Raw genomic sequence first — 16876 nt, 5'->3', positions numbered from 1 at the left:
ATGGTGCACACGCCGGAGACCACGAACCCCGAAAACACCGAAGAGCCGCTCGCGGTGATCGGCATGAGCTGCCGCTTCGCCCCCGACCTCGACACACCCGGACAGCTGTGGGAGTTCCTGCGGGCCGGGCGCAGCGCCGTCGGCGAGATGCCCGCCCGGCGGTGGGACCCCTACGAGGCCGACCCGAAGAGCCGCGCGATCCTGCGCCAGACGACCCGCAAGGGCTCGTTCATGCAGGACATCGAGGGCTTCGACGCGGAGTTCTTCCAGATCACCCCGCGCGAGGCGGAGTACATCGACCCGCAGCAGCGGATCATGCTGGAGATGGCCTGGGAGGCGCTGTGCGACGCCGGGCTGCCGCCGACCTCGCTCGCCGGCACCGACGCCGGTGTCTACGTGGCCGCGAACACCAACGACTACGGCCGCCGGCTCCTGGAGGACCTGGACCGCACCGGCGCCTGGGCCGTGAACGGCACCACCTTCTACGGCATCGCCAACCGGATCTCGTACTTCCTCGACGCGCACGGGCCGAGCATGGCGGTCGACACCGCGTGCGCCGGGTCGCTGACCGCGCTGCACGTCGCGTGCCAGGCCCTGCGCACCGGCGAGACCAGCGTCGCGATCGTCGGCGGCATCAACATCATGTCGTCGCCGGCGCTCGTGGTGGCGCTCGACGCGGCGTCCGCGACGTCGCCGGACGGGCGCAGCAAGGCCTTCGACAAGGCCGCCGACGGCTACGGCCGCGGTGAGGGCGGCGGCGTCGTCGTCCTCAAGCGCCTGTCCGACGCGGTCCGCGACGACGACCCGATCTACGGGCTCGTCATGGGCAGCGGCGTGTTCCAGGACGGCCGCTCCGACGGCATGATGGCCCCCAACAGCGAGGCCCAGCAGCGGATGCTGCAGGAGACCTACGAGCGGGCCGGCATCGACCCCAACACGGTGCAGTACGTCGAGGCGCACGGCACCGGCACCCAGCTGGGCGACACGGCCGAGGCGAAGGCCATCGGCAGCGTCTTCGGCCCCAGCCGGGACAGCGACGACCCGCTGCTGATCGGCACCCTCAAGCCCAACGTCGGGCACGTCGAGGCCGCCTCCGGCATCGCCGGCGTCATCAAGGTGCTGCTCGGCATGCGGCACGGTGAGCTGCCGCCCAGCCCGCACGAGGAGGTCAACCCCGAGCTCGGCCTGGACGACAACCGGATGCGCCTTGTCGGCGAGCCGACCCCGTGGCGCGCCGGTGCGCACGGCCGCCGCGCCGGTGTCTCCAGTTACGGCGTGGGCGGCTCGATCGCGCACGCCATCCTGCAGCAGGCCCCGGCGACCCGCCCGTCCGCCAACGGCCACGGCGGCGACAGGACCGCCCGCCCGTGGGTCTTCCCGATCTCGGCCGCCTCGGAGCAGGGCGTGCGCGGGCTGGCCGGCGCGGTCGCCGACTGGGTCCGCACCAACCGCGGCGCCGACCTCGACTCGCTCGCCCACACGCTGACCGGGCGCCGCTCGCACCTGGCCCGCCGGGCCGCGGTGGTGGCCGCCGGCGCCGACGAGCTCATCGAGGCCCTCGACGCGCTCGCCGACGGCGAGCACTCGCCCGACGCCGTCACCGGCGCCGCGCGCGCGTTCGGTGACAGCGGCGCCGACGGACCCGTCTGGGTGTTCTCCGGGCATGGCGCGCAGTGGGCCGGGATGGGTCAGGAGCTGCTCACCACCGAGCCGGCGTTCGCCCGCGTGATCGACGAGCTGGGCCCGGTCTTCGCCGAGGAGCTGGGCTGGACCCCGCGCGAGGCGATCGACGCCGGCGGCCCGTGGACGGTGTCCCGCACCCAGGCGATGACCTACGCGATGCAGGTCGCGCTCGCCGAGGTGTGGTCGGAGCTGGGCCTGGTCCCCGGCGCGATCATCGGGCACTCCGTCGGCGAGATCGCCGCCGCGGTCGCCGCCGGCAGCCTCGACCGGATCGACGCGGCACGCTTCGCCTGCCGCCGGGCCAAGGCCCTCGAGCAGGTCGCCGGGCAGGGCGCGATGGCGATGGTGCCGATGGCATTCGCCGACGTCGCGCAGCGCCTCGCCGGCCGCGACGGGGTCGTCGCCGGCATCGCCGCCAGCCCACTGTCCACAGTGGTCTCCGGCGACATCGACGCGGTCGAGGCGTTCGTGGCGGAGCTGTCGGGCGAGGGCATCCAGGCCCGCAAGGTCAACACCGACGTCGCCTTCCACTCACCGCACGTGCGGGGCGAGGTCCTGGCGGAGGTCGGCCGGGCCGCGGCACAGCTGCACGCCCGCCCGCCGCAGGTGACGCTGTACAGCACGGCGATGGCGGACCCGCGCTCCGGCGCCGCCCGCGAGGGCGACTACTGGGCCACGAACCTGGCCGACCCGGTGCGCTTCCACCAGGCCGTGCGGGCCGCGCTCGACGACGGCGCCCGGGTGTTCCTGGAGGTGTCCTCGCACCCGGTCGTGGCGCACTCGATCAGCGAGACCGCGATCGACGCCGGCGTCTCCGACGCGCAGGTCGCCATCACGCTGCGCCGGGAGCAGCCGGAGCAGCGCACCGTCCTGACCAACCTGGCCCGCCTGCACTGCCTGGGCAGCCCGGTGCGCTGGTCGTACGCGGGCGAGCTCGTCGACGTGCCGGCCGTACGGTGGCAGCACAAGCCGTTCTGGATCTTCCCGGACACGCCGTCCGAGCACGCGGGCGTCGGCCACGACCCGGAGAAGCACACGCTGATCGGCGGGCACACCACCGTCGCCAGCGCCCCCGTGCAGCGGGTCTGGCAGACCGAGCTGAACATGGACAACCGGCCCTACGCGCAGTCGCACAAGGTCGTCGGCGTGGAGACGGTGCCGGCCTCGGTGGTGCTCAACTCGTTCATCGGTGCCGCCGCCGGTGACGGCGACGTGCCCTATGGCCTGCGCGACATCGTGTTCCGCATCCCCCTCGCCGCGCACCCGACCCGTATCGTGCAGGTCGTCATGGAGCAGGACAAGGTCCGGCTCGCCAGCCGCATCAAGCGCGAGGACGGCGCCGGCGGTGCCGGTGGCGGCGTCCGGGACGACGAGTGGCTGACCCACACGACCGCGACCGTCGTGCCGGAGCCCGAGGTCGGCACCACGCCGTTGGAGGACGTGGACACGATCCGTGCTCGCTGCCCGGTGTCGTGGACGTGGGCGAAGGTCGACGGCATCTTCCGCGCGATGGGTGTCGACGGCTACACGTTCCCGTGGGTCGTCGAGGAGCTGCTGCGCGGCGACGACGAGCAGATCGCGACGGTCACCGTCGACCACACGCCGAAGCTGCACCCGTCGAGCTGGACCGCGGTCGTCGACGCCGCCCTCACCGCCAGCGGCGTGCTGGTGATGACCGAGGACTCGACCGTGCTGCGGACCTGCTCGCACCTGGAGTCGCTGCAGTTCAAGGGCGCGCCGCCGCCGCGGATCTTCGTGCACACCACGCGGGACCCGCGCACGCCGGACACCATCAACATGCAGGTGGCCGACGAGACCGGCACCGTCGTCTGCGAGGCCCGCGGGCTGCGCTACGTCAAGGTGCAGGACATCGGCTCGGGTGCGGTCGGCCCGCGCGACCTGGTGCAGGAGCTGACCTGGGAGCCGGTCGAGGTGCGCGCCGACGCGCCGCAGCCGCGGCAGGCGCTGCTCCTCGGGCAGCCTGAAGGCGGTTCCGCGCTCGTCGACGCGCTCAACGCCCGCGGTGTCGAGACCCGCGCGACGACGGACCCGGCCGCGATCGGCGACGGCCTGCTGGCCGGCGGCGACGTGGTGATCGTGGCCCCGCCGGCGCTGCTGCCGGACGAGGCGCCCGAGCAGGCGGCCCGCCGCTGCGCGCAGGCGCTCGTCGACGCCGTCCAGCGGGTCGCCGCGATCGAGGACGAGCAGAAGCGGCCCACCATCTGGGCGCTGACCCGCGGGGTCCGGCAGGGCGGCACGGAAGGCGCGCTGGCGCACGCCCCGCTGTGGGGCGCGGGCCGGATCGTCGCCGGTGAGCGGCCCGACCTGTGGGGCGGCACCGTCGACGTGGACGGCGGCGTCGATCTGGCGTCGGTCGCCGGCGTCATCGGTGCGCTGCCGCCCAACGAGGACGTGCTGTCCAGCACGGCGGACGGGCTGTTCGCGGCCCGGCTGCGCCGGCTGGAGCGGCCCGCCGAGCGGGAGCCGGTGGACTGCCGTCCCGACGGCACCTACCTGGTCACCGGTGGTCTCGGCGCGCTCGGTCTGGAGGCCGCGCGGCACCTGGTCGAGCAGGGCGCCCGCCGCCTGGTGCTGGTCGGCCGCCGCGGGCTGCCGCCGCGCTCGGAGTGGGACGGCGTGACCGACCCGGCCGTGGCCGCACAGATCGCCGAGGTCGTCGCCCTGGAGGCGGCGGGTGCCACGGTACGGGTGCTGCGGCTGGACATCTCCGACCCGGAGGCGACCGCCAAGGCCCTCGACCCGGGCTCGCTGGACATGCCGGCCGTGCGCGGCATCGTGCACTGCGCCGGCGTGGTCTCCGACGCCCTGGTGGAGAAGACCAGGGCGGAGAACCTCGACACCACCATGGGACCGAAGGCCGACGGCGCGATGGTCCTGCACCGGCTGTACCCGGCCGGCACGCTGGACTTCTTCACGATGTTCTCCTCGTGCGGGCAGTTCGCCCGGCTCACCGGCCAGGTCAGCTACGCCTCGGCGAACTCGTTCCTGGACGCGCTCGCCGCGCTGCGGCGCTCGCAGGGCGAGATCGGCTCGACGAGCTTCGCGTGGGCGCAGTGGATCGGCCGCGGCATGGGCGAGACCACCGGCAAGGCCACGATCCTCGAGGCCGAGTCGCGCGGCCTGGGCGGCATCACCGTCAGCGAGGCGCTGCGCAGCTGGAGCTACGCGGACCGCTACGCGCTGCCGTACGTCACCGTCATGCGGGTCATGCCCGGCCACACCCTGCCCGTGTTCTCGCAGCTGTCGGTGACCGACGCCGCGGCGGAGAACACCGGCGGCGGCGCGGTGGACTGGGCGACGGTCCCCGCGGACGAGCTGGTGGAGAAGGTGACGGCGGAGACGCACGAGCAGGTCGCCGCCGAGCTGAACCTGGCGCCGGAGGACATCGCGATCGACCGGCCGCTGCTGGAGCTCGGGGTCGACTCGGTGCTCACCGTGGCGCTGCGGGTGCGGCTGCACCGCACGTTCGCGGTGGACCTGCCGCCGACGATCCTGTGGAGCAACCCGACGGTCCGCGCCCTCGCCGAGTTCCTCGCGGGCGAGGTCGGCGGCGCGGCGGAAGAGCCGGCTCAGGAGCCGGCACAGGAACAGGCAAAGGGGGAGGCCCAGGACGCGACTGCCGGGGGCGCCTCGGAGACGCCTCCTTCCGAGGGGCCCGGGACCGACGGGACGCCGAGCCTGACCAGGCAGGTGCCCCCGGTCCGGGCGGAGACCCCGGTAGCCGCCGCATGAGACGGGACCGGGACGGTGATGACCTCGCCGTCCCGGTCCCACCGGGCCCGGGACGGTGCGACCCACCAGTCCCGGGCCCGTCGTATCAGCGAAGATGCTCCGACAGTCAACAAGACACGATGTAGAGTTCATAGTATTCTCTAGGCATTGACTGTAGAGCCCCCGAGTGTGCGTACACGCCCACGTCGACCCATCGAGGGGAGCCACTGATGGACAGTTCCGAGGACCTCCGCGCCGGTGACGTCGCGCGTCACGGTTGGGCACACGGCCGGCTGCCGCTGCCCACCGAAGGAGACGACTGGCACCGCTTCACGGCCGCATGGGACGACCTGGTCCCGGACGCCTACCTCGGCCCCGCGCGGTGCCGCCGCAACCGCCGCTACGGCCGCGTGCTCGCCCACCGCGACGGCACGCTGGAGCCGCTGCTGGGCACCGAGTTCTTCCAGAGCAAGCAGATCAACCGGGCGTTCGGCGACCAGCTGCGCGTCTTCGAGCCGCTGACCGACAAGGCCCTCACCAGCTGCCGCTTCAGCGAGATCCTGCAGGAGTCGGTCGGCCTGGTGAACGAGGCGGCCGGCGACCGCGACTGGGAGCTCGGCGTCCACTTCATCCGGGTGATCGCCGAGCCCGACGAGGGTTCGGAGCCCGCGCCGGAGGGCCGGCACTCCGACGGGCACGAGTACGTGGCGATCCACCTGATCGGCCGGCACCACTGCGTCGGCGGCGAGAGCCAGGTCTTCCGCCGCGGCGAGGAGCGGGTCGAGCACAGCGTCACCATGACCGAGCCGCTCGAGGCGCTGGTGTTGTCCGACACGACGATGGAGCACGCCGTCAGCGAGATCCGCACCGAGGACCGGTCCGTGCCCGGCTGGCGCGACACGATGATCGTCGACTTCAACACCGTGCAGGACCTCGCCGAGGTGAACGGGCGCACGCACAGCTCCCTGCAGGCACTGTCGCTGTTCTGATTGGAGGGTTCGATGAGCAGCCAGGTTTCCAGCGCTCCCGGCCGTGTCGTGCAGCGGCTGCCGGCCTCGACGGCGCGCCCCGAGTTCTGCCTGATCGGCATCGACGATCTGCTCAACAACCGGGCGACGACGGGCGTCGAGGACCTCGGGCTCGGCCGGCTCAACGCGTGGGGCAACTCGTTCCCCGCCGGGGAGCTGCCCGCGCCGCGCACGGTGATCGAGGTCGCCGGCATCCCGTTCGTGTGGCCCGACGTCCACGCCGGCGGCGACAACGTCCGCGCCGAGGGGCAGGTCATCGAGGTCCCGCCGGGCCGCTACGACTGGATCTACCTGCTGGCTGCCTCCGAGCGGCGCAGCGAGGACATCCTCTGGGCGCACTACGAAGACGGATACGCCGACCCGCTGCGGGTGGGTGTCTCGGACTTCCTGGACGGCACGCCCGCGTTCGGCGAGGAGCCCGCGTTCAAGACCGGGAAGATGCACTACCCGCACCACGTACAGCAGGGGCTGCCGACGACGATGTGGCTGTCGCGGATCGGGATGCCGCGCCACGGCGTCGCCACCGCGCTGCGCCTGCCGCGCCTGGTCGCCCTGCACGTCTTCGCGGTCACGCTGGTGACCGGCGTCGACGTCCGGCTCGCGGGCGGTGTCGCCGCATGATGTCGACCCGCACCCTCGACGAGGTCCGGCTGTGGACCCGCGACCTCGGCAGCTGCCTGCACGGCACGCTCGCGACCGTGCTCCTGCACGACGGGCACGACCCGGTCACCGTGCTGGGCGCGCCGTGGGAGTTCCGCCGCAAGGCAGGCGCCTGGACCACCGAGGAGTACTACTACCACGCCGAGCCGGACTCCCTCGCCAAGCGGCTCGCGCTCTTCCACCCCTTCGAGTCGAGCTGGCACCGGAGCCCAGGCTTGGACGAGCTTCGGGACGCGCTCGCCGCCGGGGTGCTGCCGATCGCCGCGGTGGACAACTTCCACCTGCCGTTCCGGCCCGCCTTCCACGACGTGCACGCCGCGCACCTGCTGGTGGTGTGGCGGATCACGGACACCGAGGTGTTCGTGTCCGACGCCCAGCCGCCGGCGTTCCAGGGTCCGATCCCGATCGCGGACTTCATGGCGAGCTGGGGCTCGGCGAACCCCGCCGACGACGGCGACGTGTTCTTCAGCGCCAGCCCCAGCGACCGCCGGTGGCTGCACGCGAGCATGCGGGGACCCGTGCCGGAGCCGGACCGCGCATGGACCGCGGACGTCATCCGGGAGAACGTCGCCCGCTTCCGGCGGCCGTCGGAAGGCGACACCCTGTCCGGGGTGGACGGCCTGCGCGATTACCTCGACGAGCTGTGCGCGCTGCCGCCCGGGTCCGGCGCGGCCGAGGTCGCGCTCAGCGAGCTGTACGTGATCAGCTGGAACATCCAGGCGCAGGCGGGCCTGCACGCGGAGTTCCTGCGCCGGCAGGGCCTCGCCCTGCGGAGCCTCGACCTCACGGAGGCCGCCGCGCGGGTGAACGCCGTCGCGCACGGCTGGACCGGCGTGCGGATGACCGGCGCCCACTCACGGGTCTGGGACCGACACGGCCCCGCCGAGCTGCGCGCCCACAGCACCGAGCTGCTCCGCCGCCTCGAGGTCGCCATCGAGCAGCTGGACCGCACCGCGGACGCCCTGTCCCGGAGGGCCTGAACGCCGCAGAGCCGATCAGAGCCGATCAGAGAGGCCATCGTGGACACCACAGACATGCCGATCGCCGTCGTCGCCTCCCGGGTCCGCCGGGAGGAGCGGCTGATCCTGCAGACCCTGCAGGCGCGCGGGGTCAACCACGAGCACGTGGACCCCCGGAAGCTGACGGTCATGCTCGCCGACGGGCGCCCGCCGTTCCGTGCGGCGCTCATGCGCGAGGTCAGCCACAGCCGCGCCGCGTCGGTCGCCTCGACCCTGGACGCGCTCGGCGTCCCCACGCTCAACCGCCCGCCGGTGCTGGAGACGTGCGGTGACAAGCTGCGCACCACCCTGGCGTTCCACAACGCCGGCCTGCCGATCCCGCAGGCCGCCGTGGCGTGGGGCACCGGCGCCGCACTGGAGGTCATGCCGAAGCTCGGCTACCCCCTCGTGGCGAAGCCGGTGACCGGGTCGTGGGGCAACCTGACGGCGCGGGTCCACGACGAGGAGCAGGGCCAGTCGATCCTGGAGCACCGCGCCGCGCTGCCCAATCCGCAGCAGCACGTGTACTACCTGCAGGAGCACATCGACAAGCCGGGCAAGGACATCAAGTCCTACGTGGCCGGCGACGAGGTGGTCTGCGCGATCTACAAGAACGCCGTCGACGACTGGCGCACCAACACCGCGATCGGCGGCGCGCCGACGCCGTGCCCGATCACCGACGAGCTCAACGAGCTCGCCGTGGCCGCCGCGCACGCGGTCGGCGGCGGCTTCCTCGGCGTCGACATCCTCATCGACCAGGAAGGCCGCCTGTTCGCCAACGAGGTGAACCACACGCCGGAGTTCCACGGCGCCATCGACGCCACCGACGTGGACGTCGCGGGCTGCATCGTCGACTGGGCGCTCGGCACCATCGAGGAGGTCGAGTCGGTATGACCCAGTCGTTGCTGGCACTGTGGAGCGCGCCGCGCTCGCGGTCCACCGTGTTCTTCCGGATGATGCTGGAGCGCGACGACCTCCTCGCCGTGCACGAGCCGTTCTGCAACATCGCCAACGACGGCCGCACCGAGGCCGGCGACCGCGTCGCGCGGACCCCCGACGAGCTGATGGACGCGCTGCTGGACCTGTCGGCGGGCGCGACGGTCTTCTTCAAGGACACCACCGACTGCCGCTACGACGAGGTCTTCGCCCGCGAGGACTTCCTCAAGGGCGCGCGGCACGCGTTCCTGCTGCGGGACCCGCGCGAGATCATCCCGTCCTACGCGGCGATCCGCCCCGAGATGGCGCTGCACGAGGTCGGCGTCGAGTACCTGCACCGCATCCATCAGACGGTGCTCGACGCGGGCGGTGAGCCGATCGTCATCGACTCCGACGACCTCGTCGACCGTCCGGGGGCGACGGTGCGGGCGTACTGCGACGCCGTGGGCCTGCCGTTCAGCGAGGACGTCCTGCAATGGCAGCCGGGGGAGCGGCCCGAGTGGCGGCAGTCGGCGCGCTGGCACACCGACGTCAGCGAGAGCTCCACCGTCCGGCGCACCGAGCGCGCCTACGCGCGGACGGTCGAGACGGATCCGTTGCTGCGCCGCTACTACGAGCACCACCTGCCGTTCTACGAGCAGCTGTTTCACCGACGGATCCGGATTCCCTGAGTTGCCGCTCACATACTGTGCAGTTACCGTTGCCTTAGCCGACAATCGACACATACGACATGCACAGGCGATATCGAAAGGCCCGGTTGATGATTATCTCAACGCCGCCGTTCTGTCCGGTGCAGTTCGACGACCCCGATCTGCTCGACTCCGCATTCCACGCCGTGACGGACATGCATGCGCTGTGGGCGCACCTGCGTGAGGTGGCGCCGGTCTACAAGGCGGACCCCGGCGGCGGCCGGGAGCCGTTCTGGGTGGTGACCCGGCACGACGACGTCACCCGCGTGCTGCGCACCCCGACCGAGTTCTCCTCCCGGCGCGGCACGATCCTCAGCGTCCTGGACCTGAACACGCCCGACATCGCCACCGACGACATGCTCGCCGACACCGACCCGCCGCGCCACGGCGAGCTGCGCAAGCCGCTCAACCCGGCGTTCGCTCCGGAGCTGGTCGAGACGCACGACGAGCTGATCCGCGGGCTGGCCCGCGACGCGATCCGGCGGGCCATCGACAAGGACGTCCACGACATCGCCCACGACACGATGATGTTCGCGATGTCGATCACCGGCACGCTGATGGGGCTGCCCCCGCAGGACTGGGAGCACCTCATGCACGTGGTGATGATGACGATCGCGTACGAGGACCCGACCTACGCCTCCGGCAACGCGATGTCGACCGTCCGGCAGGCCCGGCACCAGATGTTCGAGGCGTTCCGCGAGCAGTTCGCGAAGCGCGAGCGCGGCGCCGAGAACCCCGACGCGATCGGCAGGATGCGCAACATGGACCTGACCGAGGGTCCGATGTCGGAGCAGCAGGCGATGGTCAACGGGTATGTGCTGCTCATCGGCGCCAACGTGACGACGCCGCACACGCTGTGCACCCTGTTCAACCAGTGGGCCGAGCACCCGGAGCAGTTCGAGCGGCTGCGGGAGAACCGCGACGACATCCAGATCGCACTCGCCGAGGTGCTGCGCTGGGCGTCGCCGGTGACCGCGCTCATGCGCTACGCCATCCAGGACGTGGAGCTGCAGGGGCAGACCATCAAGGCCGGCGACCCGGTCAGCGCGTGGCTCGGCTCCGCCAACCGCGACGAGCGGGTCTTCGAGGACCCGTACACCTTCGACCTGACCCGCCGGCCCAACCGGCACCTCGCGTTCGGCGTCGGCCCGCACTACTGCATCGGTGCCGGGATGGCGAAGGTGACGCTGCAGATCTTCATCGAGGAGATGCTCGACCTGGTCGACACCGTCGAGATCGCCGGCGAGGTCCAGCACGTCGCGTCGCACTTCGTGCCCGGGTACAAGAGCCTGCCGGTGCGCTTCACGCCGCGGAAGGTGGCGGCCGCGCTGTGAGCATCCCGCAGACCACCGCGCCGTGGTTCGACCAGCGGTTCCGGTCGGTCACCGCGACCCACAGCCTCTACTGCTTCCCGTTCGCGGGCGGCTCCGCCACCTACTACGCCGCCTGGGAGAAGTACTTCACCGGGCGGATCGAGCTGGTGCCGGTGCAGCTGCCGGGGCGCGGCGCCCGGATGGCCGAGCAGCCCGTCAGCGACCTGGCCGGCCTCGCCGACGACCTCGCCGAGGTGATCGCCGGCGAGCCGACCGAGACCGTGCTCTTCGGGCACAGCATGGGCGCCATCCTCGCCTTCGAGGTCGCCCGCCGGCTCAAGACCGCCGGGCGTCCCGTGCGGCACCTGTTCGTGACGGGCCGGCCCGCGCCGCCGATCGTGCGCCCGCGGGAGCCGGTCAGCGACCTGCCGCGGGCCGAGTTCATCGAGATGCTGCGCGACTACGGCGCCGCCGACAACGCGGTCTTCGAGCATGACGACCTGCTGGACCTGCTGATGCCGATGCTCCGGGCGGACTTCTCGATGATCGAGCGCTACCGGATGGCGCCCGGACCGCAGCTGTCGTGCCCGGTCACCGCCTGGTGTGGCGACAGCGACCCGGGCGTGCCGCCGTCGGCGATGGCCCCGTGGGGCGAGCAGACGTCGGGGGCGTTCGCGCTCTCGGTCCTGCCCGGCGGGCACTTCTTCCTCACCGAGCACCACGCCCGGATCGTGCGGGAGGCCCACGCCGCACTCCGTGGCGTCTGACGCGTTCTGACGTTGCTTAAGGAGCCTGAGCATGGATTTCGATGTTCCCCAGGAGACCGCCGACTTCGCCGCCGAGGTCGAGCGGGTGCTGAGGTCGCCGGAGACGGCGCGGCTGCTGCACGACGTCCATGCCCGCGCCGACGGGATGGACGGCGACGTCCGCCCGCTCTACCGGCACCTCGGCGCCGCCGGCATCCTCGCGCCCTCGTGGCCCGTCGAGTACGGCGGCCGCGGCCTCGACTACACCGCGACCGTGACGCTACTGGAGCAGCTCGTCGCGCACGGCATCCCGCAGAACCTGTACTGCATCTCGGTGCAGAACGTCGGCTCGCTGATCCTGGCGTCCGGCGACGAGCGGCAGCGCAAGACCCTGCTGCCGGCGATGGCGAGCGCCGAGACGACCGCCTGCATCCTCTTCACCGAGCCGACCAACGGCTCCGACCTCGCCGCGCTGCAGACGACCGCGGTCCGCGACGGTGACGGCTGGGTCATCAACGGGCGCAAGACGTACAACCTCAAGAGCGCCTACGCGGACTTCGCGCTGATCGCGGTGCGCACCGACCCGCAGAGCAGCCAGTACGAGGGCATCACCCTGTTCCTCGTCCCGCTCGACGCGCCGGGTGTGGTGATCCGCCCGATCCCCAGCCTCGCCAACGAGCAGTTCCACGACATCTGGTTCACCGACGTACGCGTCGGCGACGACGCGGTGTTCGGCAAGCCGGGCGCCGGCTGGTCGCTGATCACGCAGATGTTCGCCGCGGAGCGCACCGGCCTGGACTACTACGCGCGCGGCCGGCACTGGCTCAACATGATCGCCGAGCGGCTCGACGCCGACGGCCGCCGCCCCGGCGACGTCACCCGGGTCGGCCTCGCCAAGCACCGCACCCGCCTCGCGGCCAGCAAGCTGCTCAGCTGCCGGGTGATGCGGAACCTGCAGGACGGCAACGCCGACATCGCCGAGTCCTCGTTCGCGAAGTGGCACTGCAGCGAGACCGGCCAGCGGATCGCCTGGTGGGCCCTGGACGCGCTCGGCCCCGACGTGCTCGTGCCCGGCCCCGGCGCCGGTGACCGCATCCTCGAGGCGGCGCTGCGCGAGTCGCCCGGCGTCACCATCTCCGGCGGGGCGTCCGAGGTCATGATCGACATCTTGAGCAGCGCGCGGGTGTACGACGCGGGCGGTGCCGCCGCACCCGCGCCCGGACCGGCGCTCGACCCCGTGCAGGAGCGGCTGCGGGAGGCGGTCGACGCGGTGCTCACCCGCACCGGCGACCTGTCCGAGCAGCTCGGGACGATCGGCGTGCCAGCCCTCAGCGCGCCCGCGAGCCTCGGCGGCGCCGCGCTCGGCCTCGGCGCCGACATCGTCATCAACGACCGGCTCGGCCACGCGCTGCAGCCCCTCGCCTGCTACCGCGACACCGCGTTCGCCCTCGACCTGCTCGACGGCGCCGACGTGCCGGCCGACATCCCCGCCGACATCCTCAGCGGGCTGCTCGACGGCACCAGCCACGGCGTCGTGATCGGCGCCCGCGGCCCGTCCGGCGTGCGGGTGAAGGGCGACGGCACGCTGTGGGGCGAGTCGGAGCCGCTGCCGCGCGGCACCGCCGGGCTGTGCGTGGTGCGCACCGACGAAGGGTGGCACCTCGTCCTGCCGGACCCCGCCACCTGCCTCGTGGACGCGTTCGAGCACTTCGGCACGCCCGCCACCCGGATCCGCTTCGACGGCGCACCTGCCGAGCCGCTGCCGATCACCGAGGAGCGGTGGCGGCGGGCCCTCGACGCGGCCCGGCTCCGGCAGGCGGCGCTGCTGCTCGGCGTCGCCGACCGCATCCTCGAGGTGGCCCGCGCGCACGTCAACACCCGCGTCCAGTCCGGCCGGCCGCTGGTCGAGCGGCAGACGGTGGCGCACCGGCTGGCGACGCTGGTGGGGGAGGGCGACGGGTGGCGGCTCGTGCTGCACCGGGCCGCCTGGCAGTTCGACCGCGACGAGGACGCGTCGGCGGCGTCGGTACTGGCGGCGCTGGCCGAACACGCGCAGCTGGCCAGCCGCACGGCGCTCCAGCTCCACGGCGTGCGGGGCATGCTCGCCCATTCGACGACGGCCACCGCGTATCGGCAGGTGTCCGTGGAGTCGACCCGCCTCGGCAGCCCCGCCGACCTGTGGCTGGCCGCGGCCGCCTGAGCCGGCCGCTTGCGTGATCCGCACGGTCGTGCTTTTCTTAGCGCATGGGGAAGGGTGAGGAGACCCGGCTCGCGGTGCTGGACGAGGCCGCGAGCGTCGCGCGGGCCGTCGGTCTCGGTGGGCTGACCATCGGCACCCTCGCCGAGCGCACGGCCCTGTCCAAGAGCGGGCTCTTCGGGCACTTCAAGTCCAAGGAGTCGCTGCAGGTCCAGGTGCTGCAGCACGCGCGGACCCGGTTCGTCGACCACGTGGTGCGCCCCGCGCTGGGCGCGCCCCGCGGCGAGCCGCGCCTGCGCGTGCTGTTCGACGGCTGGCTGCGGTGGGAGGCGGCGCCCGGCGGCTGCCTGTTCGTCACCGCCGCCGCCGAGTTCCACCACCAGCCCGGCGTCGTGCGCGAGGAGGTCGTGCGCGGCGAGCGCGACATGATCGACATGATCTCCACCATGTTCCGGGCCGGGATCGCCGACGGCGCGTTCCGCGCGGACCTGGACCCCGGCCAGGCCGCGTACGAGTTCAACGGCATCCTGCTCGTCTTCCACCAGGCGTTCCATCTGCTCGAGGACGAGCATGCCGAGCCGCGCGCCCGGCTCGCCCTCGACACCCTGCTCGACCGCGCCCGTAGCTGACCTTCCCGAGGAGTCGTCATGACCGCTGTCCTGGCTGGGCAAAAAAGCACGAACGATCGGTTTTTTCGAGCGCCGCGCCCGCTGCGGCTCGCGTTCGGTTTCCTGGAGCGGGCCGCGCCGTCGGTCGGCGCGCGGTGGGCGGAGCGGATCTGGTTCCGCCTGCCCAGGCAGACCGCGCGGCTGTCGACCGCCGGCAGCCCGTTCACCGTCCACGTCGGCGGCGTCGCCGTCGAGGGCGCCACCTGGGGCGCGGGCCCCAACGTGTACCTGTTGCACGGCTGGGCCGGGCACCGCGGCCAGCTGGAGCCCTTCGTGCCGGGACTCGTCGAGCGCGGCTTCCGGGTGATCGCCTTCGACGCGCCCAGCCACGGCGCGTCGGCTCCTGGCAGGTTCGGGCCGCGGTCCTCGTCCATCCCGGAGTTCGCCGACGCCCTGGACGCCGTCGTCGCCGAGCACGGCCCCGCCGAGGCGATCGTCGCCCACTCGCTCGGCTCGGTCGCGGCCGCGGTCGCCCTGTGCGACGGGCTGCGCGCGGGGCGGGTCGCGATGATCGCCCCGATGGCGAGCCCCGCGTCCTACGCCCGCTACTTCGCCCGGGTCCTCGGCTTCGGCGACCGGACCCTGACCCGCCTGTCCCGGCGCGTCGAGCGGCGGGTCGGGGCCCCGATGCACCACTTCGACGTGCCGGCCATCGGCAGCGCCGTACAGATGCCGCAGACGCTGATCGTGCACGACCGTGCGGACCGGTCGATCCCCGTCACGGACGGGATCGCGATCGCCGAGGCGTGGCCGTCGGCGCGGCTGCACGTCACCACCGGACTCGGCCACCGGCGCCTGCTGCGGGAGCCCGCGGTCGTCGCCGCCGTCGTGGACTTCGTCGACGGCAAGGAGCCCGACCTGGCCGGGTGACGCGCACCCAGTGGCGCGGATCATATACTCTCGGTGCCGACGACGAGGGTCTATGAAGGGTCGGTGCCTTGACGCAGCTCTCCGACGCGCGGCGCTCGCGCGTGGTGCTCGTCGGGTCCAGCACCTACGACAACTTCCCGGCCATCCCCGCCGTCACCAACAACCTCACCGCCCTGCGGGACGTGCTGGTCGACCCGCACCGGTGGGGCCTGGACCCCGACGCGTGCCGCGTCGTGCACAACCCGGAGACCACCCGCGACGTCCACGCCGTGATGCGGCGCGCCGCCGCCGAGGTCGACGTGTCGGGCCTGCTGCTGCTCTACTTCGCCGGCCACGGCGTCATCGACCCCGACACCGGCGTGCTGCACCTCGCGGTCGGGCAGACCATGCCCGACTCCGCGTACTCCAGCGCGGTGCCGTTCGACTGGGTGCGGCGGCTCGTGCAGGGCAGCCGCAGCGCCCACCGGGTCGTCATCCTCGACTGCTGCTACGCCGGCCGCGCCATCCCCGGCCTCGGCGCCGACGACGACGCCGCGCTCGCCACCCAGGTCGAGATCGACCGCAGCTGCGTGCTCGTCGCCGCGTCCGGTAACCGGATCGCCCTCGCGCCGCCGGACGAGCCGCTGACCGCGTTCACCGGCGCGCTCGTCGAGCTGCTGCGCGACGGCGTCGCGGGCGGCCCGCCGCTGCTGGACCTCGGCACGCTGCACGACGAGATCCGGCGCGTGCAGCGGGCCCGCGGCCGCCCCATCCCCGAGCTGCGCGCCCGCAACGGCGGCGACCGCATCCCGATCGTCCACAACGCCGCCACGCAGCGCCTCCCCGCCGTACCGCCGGAGCCTCCCACCCCGGAGACGCCCCGTCTGGACAGCTCGCTCGTCGGGCGGGTCCTGCGCGGCGCGCCGGGCGCGCCTGGTGTCGCCGACCCGGAGCTGGCGGGGGACGTCGCGATCCTGGCCCACTCGCCGATCGAGGGCGCCATCGGCGTGCGCCTGGACCGGCCCGCGACGCGCTCCCCGGCGCACGTGCTCGGCGAGGAGCTCGCCGGGTCCCTGCACGTCCACGCGGTCCTCGACGGCGGCCCCGTCCGCGACGTGATCCTGCTGCTCGGGCTGCTGCGCCCCGGCTACACCGCGCCCGACGGCTGGCGGGTGCTCGGGCGAGAGCTCGTCGTCGTGCCCCTCGACGCGTACCCGGCGCTCGCCGAGGCCGTGGTCTCCGCCGCGTACCTCTTCGTCGGCTACCTCGGCTGGCGCCCCCAGCAGCTGGAGACCGAGCTCGCCGCGGGCCACCTGGTCGACACCGACACCGACCTCGCCACCTGGCTCGCCGACCCGCAGCACGCGCGGTGAGCAG

The 16876-nt window shown here is 73.0% G+C and carries 12 protein-coding genes; all 12 read left to right on the top strand.

Features of this window, described 5'->3' with window-relative positions; genetic code table 11:
• The 12 genes from ACQEVZ_RS10530 (at position 1) to ACQEVZ_RS10475 (ending at position 16872) form a co-directional block, all read left to right on the top strand.
• Positions 1-5436 (top strand): type I polyketide synthase, encoded by a 5436-nt coding sequence (locus tag ACQEVZ_RS10530; RefSeq protein ID WP_433376713.1) that lies wholly within the window; start codon positions 1-3, stop codon positions 5434-5436.
• Between the two features lie 209 nt (positions 5437-5645).
• Entirely contained in the window at positions 5646-6404 is a 759-nt protein-coding gene (locus ACQEVZ_RS10525; protein ID WP_433364648.1) for a 2OG-Fe dioxygenase family protein, read from the top strand.
• A 12-nt stretch (positions 6405-6416) separates the two neighbouring features.
• Entirely contained in the window at positions 6417-7064 is a 648-nt protein-coding gene (locus tag ACQEVZ_RS10520; RefSeq protein WP_433364645.1) for a hypothetical protein, read from the top strand.
• Entirely contained in the window at positions 7061-8083 is a 1023-nt protein-coding gene (locus ACQEVZ_RS10515) for a BtrH N-terminal domain-containing protein (protein WP_433364642.1), read from the top strand. The genes ACQEVZ_RS10520 and ACQEVZ_RS10515 overlap by 4 nt, the downstream gene beginning before the upstream one ends.
• A 39-nt stretch (positions 8084-8122) precedes the next feature.
• Positions 8123-8995, top strand: a complete 873-nt coding sequence (gene lysX / locus ACQEVZ_RS10510) for a lysine biosynthesis protein LysX (protein WP_433364639.1) — start codon at positions 8123-8125, stop codon at positions 8993-8995.
• Positions 8992-9708, top strand: coding sequence for a hypothetical protein (locus ACQEVZ_RS10505; protein ID WP_433364636.1), 717 nt, complete (start codon positions 8992-8994; stop codon positions 9706-9708). The genes lysX and ACQEVZ_RS10505 overlap by 4 nt, the downstream gene beginning before the upstream one ends.
• An 89-nt stretch (positions 9709-9797) precedes the next feature.
• Positions 9798-11060 (top strand): cytochrome P450, encoded by a 1263-nt coding sequence (locus tag ACQEVZ_RS10500; RefSeq protein WP_433364633.1) that lies wholly within the window; start codon positions 9798-9800, stop codon positions 11058-11060.
• Positions 11057-11806 (top strand): thioesterase II family protein, encoded by a 750-nt coding sequence (locus ACQEVZ_RS10495; protein WP_344509551.1) that lies wholly within the window; start codon positions 11057-11059, stop codon positions 11804-11806. The genes ACQEVZ_RS10500 and ACQEVZ_RS10495 overlap by 4 nt, the downstream gene beginning before the upstream one ends.
• 31 nt (positions 11807-11837) lie before the next feature.
• Positions 11838-13985, top strand: coding sequence for an acyl-CoA dehydrogenase family protein (locus tag ACQEVZ_RS10490; protein ID WP_433364629.1), 2148 nt, complete (start codon positions 11838-11840; stop codon positions 13983-13985).
• Between the two features lie 44 nt (positions 13986-14029).
• On the top strand, positions 14030-14611 hold the full coding sequence (locus ACQEVZ_RS10485; RefSeq protein WP_344509555.1) for a TetR/AcrR family transcriptional regulator: 582 nt from the start codon (positions 14030-14032) through the stop codon (positions 14609-14611).
• A gap of 18 nt (positions 14612-14629) precedes the next feature.
• The gene (locus ACQEVZ_RS10480; RefSeq protein WP_433364626.1) at positions 14630-15520 is read left to right on the top strand and encodes an alpha/beta fold hydrolase; all 891 of its coding nucleotides are present in this window, start codon (positions 14630-14632) and stop codon (positions 15518-15520) included.
• A gap of 68 nt (positions 15521-15588) precedes the next feature.
• Positions 15589-16872, top strand: a complete 1284-nt coding sequence (locus tag ACQEVZ_RS10475; protein WP_433364623.1) for a YqgE/AlgH family protein — start codon at positions 15589-15591, stop codon at positions 16870-16872.
• Positions 16873-16876: the final 4 nt, after the last annotated feature.

Source organism: Dactylosporangium sp. CA-152071 (assembly GCF_050936335.1).
Classification (GTDB): domain Bacteria; phylum Actinomycetota; class Actinomycetes; order Mycobacteriales; family Micromonosporaceae; genus Dactylosporangium; species Dactylosporangium maewongense.
This window is presented reverse-complemented; position numbering and strand designations above follow the sequence as displayed.

Coding starts and splice junctions, on each gene's coding strand:
- ACQEVZ_RS10490 (WP_433364629.1), top strand. CDS start 11,838: ATGGATTTCGATGTTCCCCAGGAGACCGCCGACTTCGCCGCCGAGGTC.
- ACQEVZ_RS10480 (WP_433364626.1), top strand. CDS start 14,630: ATGACCGCTGTCCTGGCTGGGCAAAAAAGCACGAACGATCGGTTTTTT.
- ACQEVZ_RS10530 (WP_433376713.1), top strand. CDS start 1: ATGGTGCACACGCCGGAGACCACGAACCCCGAAAACACCGAAGAGCCG.
- ACQEVZ_RS10500 (WP_433364633.1), top strand. CDS start 9,798: ATGATTATCTCAACGCCGCCGTTCTGTCCGGTGCAGTTCGACGACCCC.
- ACQEVZ_RS10520 (WP_433364645.1), top strand. CDS start 6,417: ATGAGCAGCCAGGTTTCCAGCGCTCCCGGCCGTGTCGTGCAGCGGCTG.
- ACQEVZ_RS10485 (WP_344509555.1), top strand. CDS start 14,030: ATGGGGAAGGGTGAGGAGACCCGGCTCGCGGTGCTGGACGAGGCCGCG.
- ACQEVZ_RS10525 (WP_433364648.1), top strand. CDS start 5,646: ATGGACAGTTCCGAGGACCTCCGCGCCGGTGACGTCGCGCGTCACGGT.
- ACQEVZ_RS10505 (WP_433364636.1), top strand. CDS start 8,992: ATGACCCAGTCGTTGCTGGCACTGTGGAGCGCGCCGCGCTCGCGGTCC.
- ACQEVZ_RS10515 (WP_433364642.1), top strand. CDS start 7,061: ATGATGTCGACCCGCACCCTCGACGAGGTCCGGCTGTGGACCCGCGAC.